Origin of the sequence: Colwellia sp. MB02u-14 (assembly GCF_014076915.1) — a bacterium.
Lineage (GTDB): Bacteria > Pseudomonadota > Gammaproteobacteria > Enterobacterales > Alteromonadaceae > Colwellia_A.
In genome coordinates, this window is sequence record NZ_JACGUX010000082.1 from 1 (window position 1) to 20,695 (window position 20,695).

Here is a 20,695-nt window from a genome sequence, read left to right on the forward strand (position 1 = left end):
TTTCTCTAGCTCTTTTTTCTTTCTTTGGCGTTCTAGCGCTTTAATGCGCTTCTCTTCTCTAGCACGTTCTTTCTTCGCTGAAGCAACTTGCTGTTCTATTTTTTTTAAACGTTCTGCGTCATCAATTTTTTTCTTTTTAATTTTATTAACTTGCGCTTCAACTTTACTTTTATCGACAATAGTCGCCTGAATAGTCTGTATCTGAACAGCTTTTGGGGGTGTTTTAGGATGGCTGTTAAAATCGCCCATCAATAATACGGCGGCTAAAACAACATGCAGTAAAAAGCTAAGCGATAAGGCTATTGCAAATTTTCGACTCATTGATTATTTATCTCCAGGGTCTGTCATTAAACCAACAGAAGGTACACCAGCTTTTTGTTGTAACAACACCATCAATTGAATTACCGCATTATAAGAAACAGCTCCGTCGCCATTTACAACCACAGGAGTATTTGGTTCAACTTTTAAATGCGCAGCAACCAGTGTAGCGACTTGTTCGGCTGACATTGGCTCATTTTTGCTGGTACCTACCGCTAAATAGTAATTACCGTCTGCATCAACGGAGGCGACTAATGGTGGTTTTGAATCTTTGTCTAGTGCTTCTGCATCTGCTTTAGGTAAATCAACTTTCACCCCTTGGGTGACAAGCGGTGCGGTAACCATGAAAATAATTAACAATACCAACATCACATCAATATAAGGAACCACATTAATTTCAGAAACTTTACGGCGTCTTACTCTTTTATACATAAGATATTACTCCGTTTATGCTTGATGTTCACTTGCACTTTGACGTTGCAAAATACTGGAAAATTCTTCCATAAAGTTACCATAACCATTTTCTAGTTTTTCTACATGATGACTAAATCGGTTAAAAGCAATGACCGCAGGTATGGCCGCAAATAGGCCCATGGCGGTTGCAATTAGTGCTTCTGCAATACCAGGAGCAACCATGGCTAATGTTGCCTGCTCGACAGCACCTAATGCGATAAACGAATTCATAATGCCCCAAACCGTACCAAATAGGCCAATGTACGGACTAATAGACCCGACCGTTGCCATAAAGGGTAAGTGAGTTTCAAGGTGATCAACTTCACGTGAAAGGGCAACTCGCATTGCTCGGTGTGTGCCATCAACAATTGCTTGTGGTGAATCAAGGTGACTTTTTCTCAAACGTGCAAACTCTTTAAAACCTGAAACAAATAAACTTTCAATACCTGTTACAGCCTCCTTTGAGGAGACTTCATTGTAGAGTTTGCTTAAATCAGCACCACTCCAAAACTTATCTTCAAAGATTTTCATTTGTGCCTGTGCCTCATTAAGTACTTTTCGGCGTTGAAAGATCATCGCCCAACAGGAAATTGAAAAACCTAATAAAATAAGCATGACGGTTTTAACTAATAGACTGGCTTGAAGGAATAAATCAAAAATTGAAATTTCAGCTGACACGTTTTAACGCTCCTAATATTTTTTCAGGGATGGCACAGGGTTTTGAAAGTTGTAAGTTAACACAAGCAATTCGCACAACAACAGAACAAATAAGCTTGTTATTTTCATCGCTAATTTGTTGAGTAAATACAAGACTCGCACGTTTAAATTCGCTGATCCATGATGTTACAGTAAGTAAATCATCGAGTTTAGCTGATGCGGTATTGTCCATTTCAACTCTTCTGACCACTAAACCAATATTTTGTTCTAAAAAAAACGATTGGTTAGCATTTAATTCTCTTAACCACTCAGTTCGAGCACGTTCACAAAATTTCAAATAGTTAGTATGGTAAACAATACCGCCAGCATCAGTATCTTCATAATATATTCTTACAGGATAGTTGTATTTAATATTTGGCATGACTTTAATAATATCAATAGCTCGTCGCTTCGAAGTTTTAATTTTATCGTTAAAAATTAAATTCAAGGCATTTAATCATTATTTTCTCTATATTAATGATAATCGCTTCCTACGACAAGCGTTGAGAAGTAAACGGATGTAACATTTTTTATAAAATATATTTTTAAAGGGCAAGCGGCTTATTTTCGTTCATCAATGAAAGGAGTATTTGATAATAATAGCATTAGTTTTTCTAATGTAACTTATCAATTTTTTTAGCTTGTTAAAATAGAACAGTTACTCTAAAATTCATTTGTTCTTTGAGCTAACGCAATAATTATTCAAGTTTATCTTAACTGATGTAACGGGGTAATTGATAGCCAAACAACTTGAACAGATTTTTATCTTTTCTCTCTGACATGTTTATTGGAACCCTATTTCCTCCTAACAACTTAATTTATAAGTTGGCCCACATATTTTTTGTGGGCTTTTTTTTGCCTAAAATTTAGTGCCTAACGGATAAACTAACTTTTGTCATTGACGGGTTTTTCTAAACCAAAATGCTGGTAAGCTCGTTCGGTGGCAATTCGCCCCCGTGGTGTTCTCTGTAAAAAACCTTGCTGAATAAGATAAGGTTCAATAACATCTTCAATCGTTTCGCGCTCTTCACCAATTGCGGCTGCAACGTTGTCAAGTCCAACGGGGCCCCCCATAAATTTATCAATAATAGCTTGCAGTAGTTTACGGTCCATTAAGTCAAATCCTTGATCGTCTACTTCTAACATATTGAGTGCTTTAGCTGCGGTTGCCTGGCTAACAATTCCTTGAGTTTTTACATCAGCGTAGTCACGAACACGCCGTAATAATCGATTCGCTATTCTGGGTGTACCTCGTGAACGTTTAGCAACTTCAAAGGCCCCTTCTGCATCGATAGGTAAATTAAGAAAGTGCGCTGAGCGTTTAACAATTTCAGTTAAATCTTTAGTGTTATAAAACTCAAGTCGTTGCACGATGCCAAAACGGTCTCTCAATGGCGACGTTAATGCCCCAGCACGTGTTGTTGCACCTATTAACGTAAACGCCGGCAAGTCTAATTTGATCGAACGAGCAGCAGGCCCTTCACCAATCATAATATCAAGTTGATAATCTTCCATTGCAGGATAAAGTATTTCTTCAACTACAGGACTTAACCGATGAATTTCGTCAATAAAAAGTACATCATTTTCTTCTAGGTTAGTCAGTAATGCGGCTAAATCACCCGCTTTTTCTAATACTGGGCCTGAAGTCGTGCGGATATTCACGCCCATTTCATTAGCAACTATATTGGCAAGTGTCGTTTTACCTAAACCAGGAGGGCCAAAAATAAGTAAGTGATCAAGCGGTTCGTCTCGCTTCTTTGCTGCTTCAATGAAAATTTCCATTTGAATTTTTACATGATCCTGACCGGTATAATCAGCTAATAACTTAGGACGAATAGCGCGGTCTATGACTTCTTCTTCTGGCTGTGCAGCGGGTTCTATAAGGCGATCAGCTTCTATCATTATTTTCTCTTGTGTCTTCAATTATTTAGGTATAGCTAAATCAAAAAGGGGAGTACAGCGTTAGTACTTCAGCTGTATTATTTAGCTATATTTTATACATTTAGTTTATATTAAAGCATTGATTTGAGTGCGTCACGAATAAGATTTTCACTCGTTGATTCAGCTTTAAATATCGTCCTTATCGCCTTATCCGCTTGTTGCTGACTGTAGCCTAAAGAAACTAAAGCGTTAATCGCATCACCTTTAGCATTGGTAACAAAGGTGTTTTCATGATGAAGTTCAATCGGCAAAGTACCGGATGCTAATGGTGATGACGTTTGAGTAACCTGCCAATCTTTTAAACGGTCGCGCATTTCAATGAGTAAACGCTCTGCTGTTTTTTTACCTACACCTGGAATTTTCACGATGCTGGTCAAGTCATCATGGGCAACACAACTCACAAATTGGTCGGCAGACATACTTGAAAGTATCGCTAATCCTAATTTAGGGCCCACACCATTAACTTTAATAACCAGCCTAAATAATCTACGTTCGATTTTATTAGCAAAACCATATAACAATTGCGCATCTTCACGCACAACAAAATGTGTGTAAATAATGGCTTGTTCATTTAATTCAGGTAATGCGTAGATACTCGTCATTGGCATGGTAATTTCATAACCAATACCACCACATTCAATTAAGACTTCTGGGGCTAATTTTTCTAATAACGTTCCACGTAAACGACCAATCACAGCTAAAACCTTCAACATAATATAAGTGTTGAAACCATATCACTATATATTTATACAGTAAAGTGGCTGACGTGCTTTATCGTAAACGCCCTCTTACAATTTTACTGACCTGCCCTGCCATTTTCGAGAGGGTGTCGTGACTATGGGCATGACAAAGTGCAATAGCGAGTGCATCAGCAGCATCGGCTTGTGGCATAGCGGGCAGTTTTAAAATAGATTTTACCATATGTTGCACTTGGCTTTTATCCGCAGCGCCCGTACCAACAACAGACTGCTTTATTTGTCTTGCTGAATACTCAGCGACGGGTAGACCTTTATTCGTAGCTGCAACAATTGCAGCTCCTCGCGCTTGGCCAAGCTTAAGTGCTCCACCCGGGTTGACTCCCATAAAAACTTGCTCTATGGCAAAGAGTTCAGGTGAAAATTGCATGATTAACTCAGAAACGCCTGCAAAAATAGTTTGTAAGCGCAAACTAAAGTCGTCTTCTTCTTTGTTGCCCGCATACGCTTTGATGCAGCCACTGCCCAAATATGAAATTTTACGACCTTCTTTTTTAATAACACCGTAACCGGTAATGCGTGAGCCGGGATCGATACCTAGAATTATGGTCAAATTGGGTTCTCTTGTTTAATTATATTTTAACGAAAGCTGACGTGACTTCACAATTGTAACGAGATTATGCGTTGTAGCCAGTTAAATGGCAATATCGTCGTTACTTGTGACAATGTTCATCATCAAACAGTCACCGAATTAGTGAAATGAATTCAGCATGACAACAAGATCCCCTGCATAAATCCTGACCATAAAAAAAGCAGCTAATTAGCTGCTTGTTATCAAACGCTATTTATAGACTATTCAGCTGAAGGTTCTTCTTTCTTTTCTGCTTTTGGCAGACAAGCAATACCCAGTTCAACTAACTGTGCAGGATTTGCCTTACCTGGCGCATTGGTTAATGGACAAGCCGCCGTCGTTGTTTTTGGAAAGGCCATAACATCACGAATGGATGAAGCACCGGTCATTAGCATCACTAAACGGTCTAAACCAAACGCTAAACCTGCATGTGGAGGAGCACCATACTGAAGTGCTTCAAGTAAGAAACCAAATTTCTCTTGCGCCTCTTCATCACTGATACCTAAAATTCTAAATACAGCAGCTTGCATATCTTGGTTATGAATACGTACCGAACCACCACCTAATTCACAGCCATTTAAAACCATATCATAAGCATCAGAAAGTGCGCCAACAGGATTCGCTTCTAATGCCTCAGCAGTTAAGTTGATTGGCGCTGTAAACGGATGATGAATCGCGTGCATGCCTCCATCAGCTTCTTCAAACATAGGGAAGTCAACAACCCACAGTGGTTTCCAATCACCTTCTAACAAGGCTAAATCTTCACCAAGTTTAAGACGTAAGGCGCCAAGCGATTCAGTAACAACATTGTAATTATCTGCACCGAAGAATATTATGTCGCCTGTTTTCGCCTTAGTACGTGTTAATAAAGCTTTGACTGCGTCTTCATTTAAGAACTTTAAGACCGGTGATTGTATGCCTTCTATTCCAGTACTTAACGCGGCGTCTACATCGTTAATTTTCATCCATGGCATACCTTTAGCGCCATAAATACCAACATACTTGGTCAATTCGTCAAGACCTTTGCGTGAGAACTTTGCAGCACCACCCGGTACACAGATTACTGATACACGGCCTTTTTCGTCATTTGCCGGACCAGAAAACACTTTAAATTCGACGTCTTTTACAATATCAGCAATATCCACTAATTCTAATGGGTTACGCAAATCTGGCTTATCTGAGCCAAAACGTGTCATTGCCTCTAAATAAGTCATACGCGGGAAGGTGCCTAAATCAACGTTCATTAAGTCTTTAAACAACTTAACAATCATTGTTTCTGCTACGGTCATCACTTGCTCGCTGCTCATGAATGACGTTTCAATATCTATTTGAGTAAATTCAGGTTGACGGTCAGCACGTAAGTCTTCGTCACGGAAGCATTTAACGATTTGATAATAGCGTTCCATACCTGACATCATTAACAATTGTTTAAATAATTGAGGTGACTGAGGTAAAGCAAAGAATTGACCTTTGTGCGTACGACTTGGCACTAAGTAGTCACGTGCGCCTTCGGGTGTTGCTGCCGTTAAGATAGGTGTCTCAATATCTAAGAAACCTTGACCTTCCAATGACGTGCGAACTGCTGAAGTTACTTTTGCGCGAAAACGCATACGCTCTGTCATTTCAGGACGGCGTAAATCTAAATAGCGGTATTTTAAACGCTGTTCTTCTGAATTGTTTTGGTTTGAGTCAAGTGGTAATGGCGCAGATTTATTTAAGAGAGTAAGTTCTAATCCTAAAATTTCAATGCCGCCTGTTTTCATATCTTTATTGATTTGACCTTCAGGACGAGCACGCACTTTACCTTTAATTTGAACACAAAACTCATTACGTAAAGTATTCGCTTTAACAATAACTTCAGGTAAGTCTGGATCATAAACGACTTGTACCATACCTTCACGATCACGTAAATCTAAAAAGATCACCGCACCTAAGTCTCGACGACGGTTAACCCAACCGCATAAAGTAATTTCTTTGCCAATGTGAGATTCGTTCACATCGCCACAATAAAGATCGCGCATGTCTGTTGTCCTGATAATAATAACTCGCCCGTGCAAGTATTAGCATGGGTGAGTTAGGATAGAAAATTGCCGACATTATAAAGGAATATGCCGACAAGAAAAGGTTTTAGAGAAATAGTGTGTCTAAAATGTACTAAAAATAATATTACTTGCCAAGAACAGCTTAATTCACAGCTGTGTCGATTTAATTAAGGTCCTTGGCCTCTGTATTAAAAACATAATGATTTTTTCCATTTGCTTTCACTCGATACATTAATGTATCGGCAATTTTAAGGAGATCATTATCGGTAACACCGTCATCTGGATACATTGCAATACCAATACTACAGCCGATATTTACTCGCTCAGCTGACAATTGAAAAGGTTGTTGCATAAGTTTTAATACTTTGTCTCCAACATAAGCGGCTTCATTTTTATTATGCAAGCCGGTCAGTAATAAAACGAATTCATCCCCGCCAAAGCGAACAACCGTATCAGATTGTCTAACACAGCTTTTAAATTTATCTGCCACTTGCACTAACAATTCATCACCCACATCATGACCATGGGTATCATTAATCGTTTTAAAACCGTCAAGATCGATAAACAAAACGGCTATTTGTAATTGCTGACGTTGATGAAAGCTAATCGCGGTATTAATTCTATCTTTTAACAGTACTCGGTTAGCTAAGCCGGTTAATTCGTCATGAGTTGCCATATGCTTCATTTTTTCTTCAAGCTGCTTACGCGTATTTATTTCGCGGTATAAGCGTCTATTCCAGATAATAATAGCAACAATGATGATGAGGATCAGTACGCCTATCTGAGCGGATACTCGCATAACAATATCTTTATCAAACCCTGTTTCAATATTGACACCAAACCAACGGTCATAAATTTTTTGTTTTTCATTTTCAGAAATAGTCAATAATGTTTTATTGATGATCTGTTGTAACTCTTCCCAATCAGGCCTGATTGCAAAGTGACTGCTGTCTCTTTCGAGTTCTTCTAATACCGATATATCTAAAACATTTAAGCTTTCTCGTTTCATTAACTCTGACGCAGAAGCTATATTCGAAATAAAGCCATCAACTTTACCTTTTTGTACTGCAAATAACCCTTCGTTGTGGGTATTAACGAGTTTTAGCGATATTTGAGGATGATATTTGAGAATGTTAGGCGATAGATAATAGCCTTTAATTACCGCTAATTTTTTTCCATAAAAACTTTTGAGATCTAAATTAGAGCCTAGCTGACGTTGATGAAGAATAACCCAAGGCATACTCCAGTAGGGTTGCGTAAATAGTACCTGCTTCTTACGCTCTGGTGTTACCGAAACGCTCGCCAGCATATCAATTTGTTGATCAACAAGTCCTTGGTATAAGTCATTCCAACTGTTAAAAAAGGTAAATTCGAACGATAGCCCCGAACGATCGGATATCAGTTTCATTACATCAGGATTTATACCACTGACTTCACCATTTGCATTAATAAATTCCATTGGCATCCAACTTTTAACTAAACCAACATTAATTTTTTTATGGTTATCGAGCCATAGTTTTTCAGAGGTCGACAAACTTACTTTTTCCGCAGAACGAACAAAATAACCATTATTCTTATGAATGAGCCAATTCCGCTCTAACGAAATCAGTTGTTCAATAGGGATATTGTCAAAACCTTCTTTAATAAGCTCAACAAGTTTATCGTTACCTTTTTTGACTAAAGAAAAAACGGGGGTTGGAAAATTAACATTTTTTAATTGATAAAATGATGACTGTAAATTACTTTGTATTAAACGTGCATTCAGGTATTCCTGAGCGCTAACCATCGCATCAATATTTCCTAATTTAGCCTCATTAAGTAATTCGCTAGCCGTTTGGTAAACCTGTACATTCATATTAGGAAACAGTTTAAAGAGGGTGTTTTTATAGGTAGTACCCGCTAGCACACCTACTGTTTTTAGCTCTAAATCTTTCATTGAATAAATGTTATCAATTCGAGTAGAAACGAAAACACCTGCATCAACACCATATATTTGTGAGGCAACTTGTAATTTATTATCAAAATGATCAGCCGAATAACCAATATGAATGTCGACATTTCCGCCTTTTAACATCGCTAATTCTTGGGAAGGTGATTGAGCAATAAACTCGATTTCAATACCACTTTCTTTTGCCCATAAACGCCATAAATCAATAAATAACCCCTGTGGTTGGCCTGTAGGGGAAACAGCCATATAAGGTGGTGCTTGCGTTAAAAAGCTTAATAATAAAGTGTTATTTTTCTTATCACGTCCTAACCATTTTTTTTCTATTCTCGACTTTTCTGTAGCGGTAACTTTGTCAAATCCTTGTACAATAAAGTCCTTCAGCAACTTGTTTTTTAATGATGTGGCGGCTACATACTCACCTTGATAAAAACGAATTCTTTTGTAAGGTGGGTATTGTTTATTTAATTCAAAATATCCAGTAAAAAATTTAGAGGGTTTCTCGAGCCCCGTATAAACCATTATTTCGTTATCTAATGCAGCTTTATATAAGGCATGTCGATTAGCATATAAACGCAACTTAAGGTTGGGGTAGTTTTCTAAAATAAATGACGCATGACTTGATCCCCGAACAGACCCGATGATATACGGCGCTAGTTGACTAATTTTAGTTAAGTTTGTAAAGTCTCTGTGGGTATAAAAATAAAAATCCTGAGAGAAAAAGGAGGGAGTGAGCGAAAATATTTTACTGCGGGCTGCAGTCTTAGTCATACCACCGTGTATATCAATTTCACCTGATTTAACGCGCGCTAGAGTTGACAGCCAATCAGTGGCTACAAACTCAATTTCTTTGCCTTGACGCTCGGCCCATAGTCGCCAAAGATCAGGCATTATGCCATCGGCTACCCCTTGTTCATTAAGAAACATATAAGGATAAGTTGTTTTATTTATCGCTATGGTTAGTGTTTGTTTAGACGTTTCAAAAGCTTCATTATTTGCTTCTACTTTTAACGTAAAACAAATCACTAATAAAATTAAACAACGGAAAAAGTAATCGAGCTGCAACAGCAATTCCTTAGAGAATAAATTAATGAAAAATAACAACAATTATAGACCTTATTCACCCAAAATTGCAGCGTAACTTTTAGCTTTAACGACTAAACGCATGCAATACTACCCCATGACAATAAATTTAAGTTAAAATAACGCAAAATTGATATTTAACACCCATACAAGTTCAACGTAATGAAACCATCAGAGCCCGATTTAATTTTTTCAAAAAAACAAAGCCAGATTAAAGATTTTACTTTTGACGCACATGTTGTTGAAGTTTTTCCTGATATGATTTCCCGCTCTGTGCCGGGTTACAATACCATTATTGATACCATTGGTCGTTTAAGTCAGCGTTTTGTCACCGACAATAGTAATATTTATGATTTAGGTTGCTCGCTCGGCGCTGCAACCATAGCCATGCGTAAAGCTATTACCGCAAAAAACTGTAAAATTATAGGTGTTGATAATTCTTCGGCGATGGTGGAGCGCTGTAAAATGCACGTTAATGCATTCAAGGGAGATACCCCTGTAGAGATAATTGAGAGTAACATTTTAGATGTTGTGATTGAAAACGCTTCTATGGTGGTGCTTAATTTCACCTTACAGTTTATTGAACCTGAAATACGCGCTTCATTAATAAATAAAATAGCCCTTGGCTTAAAACCAGGTGGTTTATTACTCTTATCAGAAAAAATATCAGCAGATGATGAGATATGTAATGAACTGCTTGTCGATTTGCACCTCGATTTTAAACGCGCCAATGGCTACAGTGAGCTAGAAATAGCCCAAAAGCGTACTGCCATTGAAAAAGTTATGCTTATTGATAGCTTGCCTGAACATATTGAACGCCTGAAAAATGCGGGATTGAGCCATCAAACGCCTTGGTTTCAATGTTTTAATTTCTTTTCACTCATCGCCATTAAGTAACTTTATTCATGTCATTCAATAAATTCTATCAAGAAATCGCCCAAAACCGCTTAAACCATTGGTTAGATGTACTACCCGCGCAACTAACTCAATGGAAAAAAGAACATTTACACGGCGAATTTGCCCAATGGCAAAAAACATTAGCAGCGCTACCCAAAACAACACCGTCAGTTATTAATATTAGTGATGGGGTAAGTGTGGGTAAAAAAGAGGATATTAGTGAAGGAGAATATAAACGTTTAGAAAACTTATTGAAAAAATTCAAACCTTGGCGAAAAGGCCCTTATCATATTCATGGTTTGCACATAGACACCGAATGGCGTTCAGACTTCAAATGGGATCGTTTAAAAGAGCATATTAGTCCGTTAAAAAATAAATATGTGTTAGATATTGGCTGCGGTAGTGGTTATCACTTGTGGCGTATGCGAGGCGAAGGCGCTAAATTTGTGGTGGGCATCGACCCCACACAGTTATTTTTCACTCAGTTCAATGCGATTCAGCACTTTGTTAATGACTCTAAAGTAAATTTACTGCCATTAGGTGTCGAGCAACTGCCTGAACTTCACGCTTTTGACACCGTTTTTGCTATGGGTGTTTTATATCATCGCCGCTCTCCTATCGACTTTATTTATCAATTAAAAGCACAACTAGTAAAAGGGGGCGAATTAGTATTAGAAACGTTAGTGGTTGATGGCGACGATAATACCATTTTAGTGCCTGGAGAGCGTTACGCTAAAATGCGTAATGTCTGGTTTTTACCCAGTTGTGATGCAATGTGCGCGTGGCTTTCACGTTGTGGATTTAAAAATATACGTATCGTGAATACGGACATTACCGCTCTTGATGAGCAGCGAAAAACTGACTGGATAGACACTGAATCACTGGCCGATTTTCTTGACCCCAACGATAGCAGTAAAACAATAGAGGGTTACCCAGCCCCCAAACGGGCTATTTTTATTGCTAATTCTTAACGTTATAGCTCCCTATTTAGAGGTATTTATCAATAATTAATTGATAGGTGCCTTGCTCTTTAATATGTTTCATCCTTGATAGCTACATGAACAAGTTATCACTCGATGCGGCTGCCATCATCTTCAACAATAAAAGGTGAGTTAGCTAAGCCTGCCATACATTCTATCTTATCGGTTACGACACTTTGAGCGATACATGAAACAGTCTTATTTTGCGTATTGATCTCGTTACCCTGGGCAAAACATCGCTACTAAATAACAAGAGACTCAACAGTAATACGTTGAAAGAAGAATTAACAAATCACATAACCCCTTTAAAGAGAAACACTTGCATTCATAAATAAAAACTGGGTAAGGTGTAACACCGCTAATAAATATTGTTACCTAGCGATAATAATCAGCGCATATTATCATGGTATGTAAAATCGGTTAAGATAATTTCAATTGAAATAAGGTGTGTATGAACGAGATTTGGGCAGAGCGAAAACAAGCCAGTGTTGCAAAACGTCAACATGATCACCGCAGTTCTTATCAACGTGATCGTGCACGCATACTTCATTCAGCGGCTTTTAGGCGTTTACAGTCAAAAACCCAAGTAATGGGCAGTGGACAAAGTGACTTTTACCGTACTCGATTAACGCATTCTTTAGAAGCGGCACAAATTGGCTCTGGAATTAGTGCTCAATTAAGGAATAAGCATACAGAATTATCTGCTGAACTTTTTCCTGCTGACGAAACATTAATTGAATCTATATGCTTGGCTCACGATATTGGTCATCCACCTTTTGGTCACGGTGGAGAGGTCGCTCTTAATTATATGATGCGAAACCATGGTGGCTTTGAAGGCAACGGGCAAACATTTCGTATCGTTTCACACTTAGAGCCCTTTAGTGAATTTTATGGAATGAATTTGTCTCGTCGCACACTATTAGGGTTAATAAAATATCCACAAACATTAACAAACTTAACAACATTACCTTTACCACTTGCCCCTAAAACGTTTAGACAACTAAAAGCTTCTGACTGGCATCCCGCTAAAGGATTATATAGCGATGACGGTGAAATGTTTGCGTGGGTTCTATCACCTTTATCTGCTAGTGACCGTGCGCTTTTTCAATCAATAAAAAACATCGATGGTAGCCATAATAAAACAATATTTAAATCACTCGATTGCTCTATTATGGAGCTCGCTGACGATATCGCTTATGGCATTCATGATTTAGAAGACGCGATTGTAACAGGTGTCGTGAGCCAGCAAGATTTTGAGCGAGAAGTCATCGCTAAACTCGAAAAAATTGATGAACCTTGGATACAAGATTATTGTAAAAACTTAACCGTTATGCTTTTTAATGAACAACATTACATTCAAAAAGAAGCGATTGGCGGCTTGGTAAATTATTTAATAACTGAAATTTATTTAAGTGATTTAAATGATAGCTGCGACCTAAACTTTGCTGAACCACTACTACGATACAATGCAAAGCTACCAGAAAATTCAGCAAAAGCTCTGCAAATATTCAAAGACTTTGTCTTTGCATTTGTTATTAAACAAACGAGTATTCAGCAACTCGAGTATCGGGGACAACAAATAGTGATGGAATTATTTGAAGCGCTGGCAAGCGATCCGACACGTTTATTACCTAAACATGCAACACAGCGTTGGCTTTATGCAAAGGAGCATAACCTAAACGAATTTAGGGTTATCGCTGATTATGTTTCTGGGATGACTGATGACTATGCAACTCGCCTTTACCAACGCTTATTCCTACCCAGCGGTGCACTACCAATAAGTGAGCGCTAACACCAAAAATATAATGAAGCGAAGCGAACATTTAACTTCATTAAATTCAACGTCTCAAATAGCCACAAAAATTTAAAATCTGCAGTGGCAGATATCAACCTTTTGATAATGTGAACAAACAGCGCCAGCGGGATCTTTAACAACCACATACTTGTCGTTACCCGCTTGTTTTATTTCAGCCACCAGCTCACCTCCAAGCTGAGTAACATGGGCAATAGATTCGTGCAGGTCTTTAACTAAAAAATAAGGTAACCACGCAGCAGGCATATCATCATTTTCCCCTTTAGCATGACAAATACCACTAACAGCTTCACGAGTCTCTGGGCTATTCATGACATAATCATGATGATCCACCATTGCAACATCTTTGGCTTGTCAACTCACAACTTTCTGATAAAAGTCTTTCACCTCAGTGGCATTATCTACCGTTAAATCTAGCCACGCCATTTCACCAATTTTGTTAGTCATGTTATTTCTTCGTTGATTCAATCGTTTTAGGATTTCTAGGATAGTACTTTTCAGGTAAAGCGCTAATATGTTCGAAATATCGTGTGTCTTTGTAGGGTAGTTTCATAAACCCTGAAATTCCTTGCCCTTTAATTGTTGGTAACAGGTTAATAATTTCGGCTAAACACTCAGTAAATTCTTCCTTTTTTTGATGATTAAGCAACATTAAATAACTATGAATTTTTAAGTGAGTGGGTAAAACTTCAAAAATAATACAACCGGTATGATGAATTAAATTCAAACGCCCTAATACGGCCATTATCTCATCAGGTAAATATAAGTATTCATCGGGATCTTTGCCGTCTTCGAAATATGAATGTAGACGAGTAATATCGTCAACTTCTGCAATATCACTGACCTCGAAAGCAAACGTTTGTCCCAATTGGGCAATAAAATCATGTTCACTGCTCTGCCTTTCCACATGAAGCGTATTTCTGGCGTTAAATAAACAACTCTTAAACATACCGACACGATGAATACCTTGCGCGAGGTGCACCATGTTATTCACTGCACTTTGAAAAGAAGCGTTCAAGCTTGGATCAAATAAAGTTAAATTAGAATCGATATACACACCATCAGCTTGCCAACGTATCGCTAAACCTCCCACCACCGGAAAGCTGCCCAAACGGCCTACTGCTGCAATAAAGCCTTTTTCTGTATCGCCCATGCCCATAAGAAAATTTTTATAATATTTTTCAAGTTGCGCATCATCAATCTCATTTAATTCATCACTTTCTGTTGATTCTCTTAAAAATGATTTTCTTGAACCATAAACAACGGTATCAATAATTTTGTCTGTCTTTGACTTTAGCCAAACAGGGATCAGTAGCTCCGTATCTAAAGAGCGATGCTGTTTTGCCATAACCATACGTTTTAAGTAAGGTAACTGCTTGAAAAAGTAATCGCCGGCACTATTGCGTGTTTTTTGATTATCACTGAGCATCCCTTCAATAATTTTCGCCAACAGCTTTGGTAAGCCTAGTGAAAGCGGTGAAATAACTTGATGACCGTACCGGCACGATTGACCTGATGCTATTGCATAGAGTGTTGCGGCTAATCCCTGCTCATCAAAACGCGGTGACGACATAGCCCCACTTATTTGGTCTTGACCAATAAAGTAAACATCGCCCAAGCGCGCATTGGTATTTTGTAAATCACTGCTCATTAAATCCATAATGCTATTGGCAGTATTTTGTCCTGAGGCATCTAATTGAGCAATAACAGCTGAGCCCCAATCCACTAAGTATACTTTGCCTGTTTTTTCGTTATACACAACATTTGAAGGTTTTATGTCACCGTGCACATAGGGCTTACCTTTTTCATGTTTATTTGGATTACGCAAATATAAAAGGATTTCGGCCAACTGAATGGCAATACTGACAACAAGCTCAGGTGCTAAAGGGCCATGCTGATGAGAATACTTTTCTAAGTCAACGCCAGGGGCACGTTGCATATGAACAATAGATTGGCGTTTTATTTTGTAATACTTAACAACCTTTGGAATTCGTCTATGCGATAACTCCCCTTGAATTTCAGCTTCTTCTGCTAAGCGGTCTTGGACATGCTGAGGTAAATTCATTCGTGAAAATTTGAAAACAAATGCATTACCCAAATCATCGTCACCATTAAAAACAAAACCATAGGCCCCCTTTCCTAATAAAGCGATATTTTGATAGCCAAGTAAACCTAATTGTTGCTGACATAACTCGACCCAGACTTTTAATTTAGTAGAATCTTTGGTATTTAATAAATAAACAGATTGCTCTTCGGCAATATAAAAATGTTGAAGTTTATTTTCGTGCACGTAATTTCCTAGCCAGCCCACTCTACTAAAAAGTATATCGTTAAAGTCACTTGATGTTAACTTAAAGCACTTTTAAACTTTAACCGCTTGAAAGATAATTTTATTGAGGTAATATCTTTAAAAAAAATAATAACGCACGATAAAAGGATTTATATGAATTCACTAAAAGCGCTGGTACTTTTGGCTGTTGGGGCAATACTCGGCTATGTTTTTTCATCCTTGAGCACTGAAAGTTATCAAGATAATTTGACACCTCCTATGGTAATCGCAGTTAAGACACCGCCAACCGCAAAGATATCAAAATTAAAAGTCGCTCCGGATGTACTCGATCAAACCATTGATGCTAGTCAAGTCCAACCACAAGTCACCAATAACCAGACATTAACAACTGTTGACGGTGACGAAATGTTAAATCAGCAGCACCTAGATTTAATCGCTGAGCATCAATTATTAGAGGACAAATATAAAAAATCAAAAAATAAAATTTCATTATTGAAAAATCAATTAAATGAATTTGATGGTAGTAAAGTTACTGATGAAGAAATGCAAGCACTCGCTCCAGAACCCTTCAAATTTTTCTTGAGTTCGTTTCGAGGTAAAACAAGAAATGACATCTATGATTTTCATCAAAAAGAAGACGATGTAGATTGGGGCTATAATATGAAAAACAATATTTCTGACTTTGTCTTAACGCATTATGAAGCCACAAATATTGATTTGATCTCTGTAATTTGTAAACAGCCCTATTGCGAAATATTGGCGATTGAAAAACAAAAAGACGCGTTGAATAAAATTATAAAAGATATTAATCAGCAGCCATGGTGGACGTTTTCGTCAACCAGCTCATCATCAAATAATGAGTCTACTTACATATTCCTTTCCATGTAAACTATGGGGTTTAAACAAAAAAACCTGCATAAGCAGGTTTTTTAATATCAAAAAGCGTCGAACTAAGACATATGCATCAACATATTGCTTGGTTCTTCTAAAAATGATTTCCACAAGTTACAAAAACGAGCAATTGAACCACCATCAATAACACGATGATCTCCAGACCAACTTACTTGCATAATATAGCGTGCTTCTACTTCACCTTTATCATTAAAGCGTGGTAATTTTTGTAATTTACCTAACGCTACAATCGCAGATTCTGGTTTATTGATGATTGGCGTCGCAACAGTGCCGCCAATAGCGCCAATGTTTGAAATGGTAATAGTCCCCCCCTTTAAATCTTCGGCCCCAACACGACCTGCACGGGCAGAATCAGTTAAACGCATGATATCTTTAGCAACATCAACAATAGATTTATTCTGTACTTGCTTAACATTAGGCACGAGTAAGCCAACTTTAGAGTCAACAGCCATACCGATATTATGATCATCAAAATAAGTAATTTCAGTACAATCATCATTAACCTGCGTATTCACAATCGGAAATTCTTTTAACGCTAAAGAAATCGATTTCATGAAAAATGGCATCATGGTTAATTTAATATCCTGCTTCGCATAAGCGTCTTTCATCCCGCTGCGCAACGCCATCAGGTTTGTCATGTCTATTTCTTCACAATAAGTAAAGTGAGGGATCGTTGACACTGAACGTACCATAGCTTTTGCCATAGCCGCTTTAATACCGCGAATAGGTTCAACACGTTTACCACCACTTTGTGCAACAGCAGCAACTTGCGTTACATTTTCAGTGCTTACAACTGGTACTTTAGTGAAAGAAACGACGTCTTCTTTATAAACACGACCTTTCTTGCCACTGCCTGGTATCTCATGAATATTAACATTTAACTCACGAGCAACACGACGCACGGCTGGGCTAGCAACAGCTTTACTATTAACGACTTTCTTTTCAACGTTAATGTTACTAACAGCGACTTCTTTCGCTACAGAAACCGTTGGTGTTTCAACCGATTTAACTGCAACAGCAGCTGGTTCGTTAGTATTAACAGAGCGTTTTTCGATTTCAAATAACGGTGCGTGTACTTTCGCAATTTCACCTTTAGCATAGTAAAGTTTAGTGACGGTACCATTATGCATCGCTGGAATTTGTACGAGTGCTTTATCGGTCATTACATCAGCAATAGGTTGATCTTCAACAATCACATCACCTTCTTTAACTAACCATTCAACAAGTTCACATTCCACAATACCTTCACCGATATCCGGTAAAATAAAGTCTTCTCGTTCGAAAGTTGCAGCAACAACATCCGCCGCAGCTACAGGGTGTTCAGCACGTGCTGTATTTTCTATTTCAGGAACACTTGCCGGTTGCTCAACTGAAGGTTCTTGATCAGTTATCATTGAAAAAAGCGGTTTATGTACTTTGGCAATATCACCCTGCGCGTAATAAAGCTTAGTAACCGTACCATTATGCATCGCCGGAATTTGTACCAGCGCTTTATCGGTCATCACATCAGCAATAGGCTGATCTTCAACAATTACGTCGCCTTCTTTAACTAGCCATTCAACTAGTTCACATTCAACGATACCTTCACCAATATCGGGTAGAATAAAATCAATACTCATGACAAAAACCTTAGTAATTTATGCTGTGTTTAATGGCTTCATACACTTTTAAGTGGTCGGCTACGTATTCTTTTTCTAACGATAATGGGTAAGGCGTATCCATACCACAGATGCGTGCAATTGGTGATTCAAGGTGTAAGAAACATTCCTTTTGAATCGTTGCAGCAATTTCACTCGCAAAACCCGCGGTTAATGGCGCTTCTTGGCTAACAACTAAGCGCCCTGTTTTGGTAACAGAATTAACAACCGTTTCAATATCCCATGGCAAAATAGTACGTAAATCAATGATTTCACATGAAATACCGTCAGTTGCAGCCATTTCAGCCGCCTTCTCTATTATTTCCATTTGTGCGCCCCACGCTAACAACGTGATATCACTACCTGGCGTAACAACCTCAGCTTTGCCTAAAGGTAGTTGATAATCTTCGGTGGGCACTTCGCCAACGGAAGCACGATATAAACGTTTTGGCTCAAAAAAGATAACCGGATTTTTATCGCGAATAGACGCTAACAACAAACCTTTTGCTTGGTAAGGGTTACGTGGTACAACAACTTTTAAGCCTGGTGTATGAGCAAAGTAAGCTTCTGGTGATTGACTATGATACAAACCACCCGCAATACCGCCACCGTATGGGGTACGTATTGTTAAGTTACCCACATCAAATTCATTACCGCTACGGTAGCGAAATTTTGCAGATTCGTTAACAATTTGATCAAAAGCTGGAAAAATATAATCAGCAAACTGAATTTCAGCGATAGGCACACTACCTTGTGCCGCTAAACCATTAGCAAAACCAATAACACCTTGCTCCACGAGCGGCGTGTTAAAACAACGCAATTTACCAAATTTTTCTTGCAAGCCACTAGTTGCACGGAAAACGCCGCCAAAATGGCCAACATCTTCACCAAAACATACGGCGCGTTCATTTTCTGTCATTGCAATTTCAAGTGCGTTATTAATTGCATGTAATAAATTCATTTGTGCCATTATTTAATTCTCCCCGCGGTGAATGGGTAGGCTTCTGGATACTTTTTGATATGCAGTTTTAGCTCTTCAAGTTGAGCTTTTAATAACGTTGGCGGTTCATCGTAAACATCAGTAATCAAATCTTCAACGGGTGGTTTATCAATGATTTCTGCAACTTTAACAGCGGCTAATATCTCTTCTCGCAATTTATCAAATAAAGTGGTTTCTTGTTCTTCATCCCACCATTTGTTAGCTAACATCCAATTTTTCATACGAAGAATTGGATCATGAGCCTGCCATTTAGCTTCTTCTTCTCGGGTACGATACCCTGAAGGATCGTCTGAAGTTGAATGCGCACCTAAGCGATAAGACATTGCTTCAATAAGTACTGGCTTGTTTTCTGCTAACGCATAAGTACGTGCATCTTGCGTCGCTTTTAATACCGCTAAGATATCGTTTCCATCAATTCGAATTGTTTTAATACCGTAACCCACACCACGAGAAGCAATACCGTTACCTGCATATTGTTCATCAGCAGGTGTTGAAATTGCGTAGCCATTATTACGACAGAAAAAGATAACTGGAGCACGATGCACTGCGGCCATATTTAAACCGGCATGAAAATCACCTTCAGATGCAGCGCCTTCTCCGAAATAACAAATAGTTACCGCGTCAAGTCCTTGTAACTTCTGGCCATATGCATAACCAGTAGCTTGTGGTATTTGAGTAGCAAGTGGCGACGAAATAGTCATGTAATTTAATTCGCGACTACCGTAATGAATAGGCATTTGACGACCTTTGCCTAGATCTTTTTCATTACTGAACATTTGATTCATGAAATTTTCAAGTGAGAAGCCACGGTACATTAATGCTCCTTGCTCTCGGTATTGCGCCATGATCATGTCTTGAGGTTTTAAACCGGCAGCACCACCAACACTTGCTGCTTCTTCGCCAAGTGCTGTCATATAAAAGCTTAAACGACCTTGACGTTGTGATGCGACCATTCTCTCGTCGAGCGCACGGTGAAACGCTAATGTTTTATAAATTTTAGTCGCTGATTCCTGATCTATTTCAGGAAGTTCGGCACCGTCATATACGTTACCGTCTTGTTGTAATACTTTGAGGATGGGAATTTCAACTGAATGACCATCAATAAAAGCGGGTTGATGTACCACCGGACTTTCTTTATATACGTCAGTGTTCATAGCCTTCTCTTCTCTTCTTGTCTTATGGAATATGTTCATTGCAGAATATGCTAAACCATTATTCTTTATGTAAGTGTACTTGGCATGTACTTATTGGGTTTCGCGCAATGAGCTGTTGTAAAATAATCGAACGTACTTTACCTTTACGTAAACTGAAACACAAGTTGTGTAAGCGAACTAAAACTCTGGGTATACGTGTTCAAGATAA

The 20,695-nt window shown here is 38.4% G+C and carries 18 protein-coding genes; 4 read left to right on the forward strand and 14 right to left on the reverse strand.

Features of this window, described 5'->3' with window-relative positions; translation table 11 throughout:
* The 9 genes from tolA to H4J52_RS14800 form a co-directional block, all read right to left on the reverse strand.
* Positions 1-321: cell envelope integrity protein TolA (tolA, locus tag H4J52_RS14760; RefSeq protein WP_182225019.1), on the reverse strand; the 321-nt coding region annotated here is incomplete at its 3' end.
* 3 nt (positions 322-324) lie between these two features.
* Positions 325-750, reverse strand: coding sequence for a protein TolR (gene tolR / locus H4J52_RS14765; protein WP_182178789.1), 426 nt, complete (start codon positions 748-750; stop codon positions 325-327).
* 15 nt (positions 751-765) lie between these two features.
* Positions 766-1,449, reverse strand: a complete 684-nt coding sequence (gene tolQ, locus H4J52_RS14770; RefSeq protein WP_182178788.1) for a protein TolQ — start codon at positions 1,447-1,449, stop codon at positions 766-768.
* A complete protein-coding gene (ybgC, locus tag H4J52_RS14775; protein WP_182178899.1) occupies positions 1,439-1,849 on the reverse strand; it encodes a tol-pal system-associated acyl-CoA thioesterase in 411 nt (136 codons plus the stop codon). Before ybgC ends, tolQ begins: the two co-directional genes overlap by 11 nt.
* Before the next feature lie 503 nt (positions 1,850-2,352).
* Positions 2,353-3,369 (reverse strand): Holliday junction branch migration DNA helicase RuvB, encoded by a 1,017-nt coding sequence (ruvB, locus tag H4J52_RS14780; RefSeq protein ID WP_182178787.1) that lies wholly within the window; start codon positions 3,367-3,369, stop codon positions 2,353-2,355.
* A 110-nt stretch (positions 3,370-3,479) separates the two neighbouring features.
* Positions 3,480-4,103 (reverse strand): Holliday junction branch migration protein RuvA, encoded by a 624-nt coding sequence (gene ruvA / locus H4J52_RS14785; RefSeq protein ID WP_182225037.1) that lies wholly within the window; start codon positions 4,101-4,103, stop codon positions 3,480-3,482.
* A gap of 76 nt (positions 4,104-4,179) precedes the next feature.
* Positions 4,180-4,716, reverse strand: a complete 537-nt coding sequence (gene ruvC, locus H4J52_RS14790) for a crossover junction endodeoxyribonuclease RuvC (RefSeq protein WP_182178786.1) — start codon at positions 4,714-4,716, stop codon at positions 4,180-4,182.
* Between the two features lie 239 nt (positions 4,717-4,955).
* Complete coding sequence (gene aspS / locus H4J52_RS14795; protein WP_182225021.1) at positions 4,956-6,755, reverse strand: aspartate--tRNA ligase; 1,800 nt, start codon at positions 6,753-6,755, stop codon at positions 4,956-4,958.
* 184 nt (positions 6,756-6,939) lie between these two features.
* Entirely contained in the window at positions 6,940-9,828 is a 2,889-nt protein-coding gene (locus H4J52_RS14800; RefSeq protein ID WP_182178784.1) for a transporter substrate-binding domain-containing protein, read from the reverse strand.
* A 138-nt stretch (positions 9,829-9,966) separates the two neighbouring features.
* Here H4J52_RS14800 and cmoA point away from each other — a divergent pair, with 138 nt between their 5' ends.
* From cmoA to H4J52_RS14815, 3 genes are all read left to right on the forward strand, one after another.
* Complete coding sequence (gene cmoA, locus H4J52_RS14805; RefSeq protein WP_182178783.1) at positions 9,967-10,701, forward strand: carboxy-S-adenosyl-L-methionine synthase CmoA; 735 nt, start codon at positions 9,967-9,969, stop codon at positions 10,699-10,701.
* 8 nt (positions 10,702-10,709) lie between these two features.
* A complete protein-coding gene (gene cmoB / locus H4J52_RS14810) occupies positions 10,710-11,672 on the forward strand; it encodes a tRNA 5-methoxyuridine(34)/uridine 5-oxyacetic acid(34) synthase CmoB (protein WP_182178781.1) in 963 nt (320 codons plus the stop codon).
* 460 nt (positions 11,673-12,132) lie between these two features.
* Entirely contained in the window at positions 12,133-13,473 is a 1,341-nt protein-coding gene (locus tag H4J52_RS14815) for an anti-phage deoxyguanosine triphosphatase (RefSeq protein WP_182225025.1), read from the forward strand.
* A 72-nt stretch (positions 13,474-13,545) separates the two neighbouring features.
* Here H4J52_RS14815 and H4J52_RS14820 read toward each other — a convergent pair whose 3' ends face one another.
* Both H4J52_RS14820 and H4J52_RS14825 read right to left on the reverse strand, forming a co-directional pair.
* The gene (locus H4J52_RS14820) at positions 13,546-13,830 is read right to left on the reverse strand and encodes a hypothetical protein (protein WP_182178777.1); all 285 of its coding nucleotides are present in this window, start codon (positions 13,828-13,830) and stop codon (positions 13,546-13,548) included.
* Between the two features lie 112 nt (positions 13,831-13,942).
* Positions 13,943-15,784 (reverse strand): protein kinase domain-containing protein, encoded by a 1,842-nt coding sequence (locus H4J52_RS14825; protein ID WP_182225027.1) that lies wholly within the window; start codon positions 15,782-15,784, stop codon positions 13,943-13,945.
* A gap of 153 nt (positions 15,785-15,937) precedes the next feature.
* Here H4J52_RS14825 and H4J52_RS14830 point away from each other — a divergent pair, with 153 nt between their 5' ends.
* A complete protein-coding gene (locus H4J52_RS14830; RefSeq protein ID WP_182225029.1) occupies positions 15,938-16,672 on the forward strand; it encodes a hypothetical protein in 735 nt (244 codons plus the stop codon).
* Between the two features lie 62 nt (positions 16,673-16,734).
* Here H4J52_RS14830 and H4J52_RS14835 read toward each other — a convergent pair whose 3' ends face one another.
* The 3 genes from H4J52_RS14835 to H4J52_RS14845 are packed head-to-tail and all read right to left on the reverse strand — an operon-like array spanning position 16,735 to position 20,487.
* Complete coding sequence (locus H4J52_RS14835; protein WP_182178771.1) at positions 16,735-18,315, reverse strand: dihydrolipoyllysine-residue acetyltransferase; 1,581 nt, start codon at positions 18,313-18,315, stop codon at positions 16,735-16,737.
* 10 nt (positions 18,316-18,325) lie between these two features.
* Positions 18,326-19,303: an alpha-ketoacid dehydrogenase subunit beta gene (locus H4J52_RS14840; protein ID WP_182225031.1), complete on the reverse strand. Its 978-nt coding sequence runs from the start codon at positions 19,301-19,303 to the stop codon at positions 18,326-18,328.
* Positions 19,303-20,487 carry a thiamine pyrophosphate-dependent dehydrogenase E1 component subunit alpha gene (locus tag H4J52_RS14845; protein ID WP_182225033.1) on the reverse strand — a complete coding sequence of 395 codons (1,185 nt, stop codon included), beginning with the start codon at positions 20,485-20,487 and terminating at the stop codon, positions 19,303-19,305. Before H4J52_RS14845 ends, H4J52_RS14840 begins: the two co-directional genes overlap by 1 nt.
* Positions 20,488-20,695 lie beyond the last annotated feature (208 nt).

Excerpts from the sequence above, each read along its gene's own strand:
- H4J52_RS14840 (WP_182225031.1), bottom strand. The coding sequence starts at position 19,303 with ATGGCACAAATGAATTTATTACATGCAATTAATAACGCACTTGAAATT.
- cmoB (WP_182178781.1), top strand. The coding sequence starts at position 10,710 with ATGTCATTCAATAAATTCTATCAAGAAATCGCCCAAAACCGCTTAAAC.
- ybgC (WP_182178899.1), bottom strand. The coding sequence starts at position 1,849 with ATGCCAAATATTAAATACAACTATCCTGTAAGAATATATTATGAAGAT.
- H4J52_RS14820 (WP_182178777.1), bottom strand. The coding sequence starts at position 13,830 with ATGGTGGATCATCATGATTATGTCATGAATAGCCCAGAGACTCGTGAA.
- tolR (WP_182178789.1), bottom strand. The coding sequence starts at position 750 with ATGTATAAAAGAGTAAGACGCCGTAAAGTTTCTGAAATTAATGTGGTT.
- aspS (WP_182225021.1), bottom strand. The coding sequence starts at position 6,755 with ATGCGCGATCTTTATTGTGGCGATGTGAACGAATCTCACATTGGCAAA.
- ruvB (WP_182178787.1), bottom strand. The coding sequence starts at position 3,369 with ATGATAGAAGCTGATCGCCTTATAGAACCCGCTGCACAGCCAGAAGAA.
- H4J52_RS14835 (WP_182178771.1), bottom strand. The coding sequence starts at position 18,315 with ATGAGTATTGATTTTATTCTACCCGATATTGGTGAAGGTATCGTTGAA.
- H4J52_RS14815 (WP_182225025.1), top strand. The coding sequence starts at position 12,133 with ATGAACGAGATTTGGGCAGAGCGAAAACAAGCCAGTGTTGCAAAACGT.
- H4J52_RS14830 (WP_182225029.1), top strand. The coding sequence starts at position 15,938 with ATGAATTCACTAAAAGCGCTGGTACTTTTGGCTGTTGGGGCAATACTC.
- cmoA (WP_182178783.1), top strand. The coding sequence starts at position 9,967 with ATGAAACCATCAGAGCCCGATTTAATTTTTTCAAAAAAACAAAGCCAG.
- H4J52_RS14845 (WP_182225033.1), bottom strand. The coding sequence starts at position 20,487 with ATGAACACTGACGTATATAAAGAAAGTCCGGTGGTACATCAACCCGCT.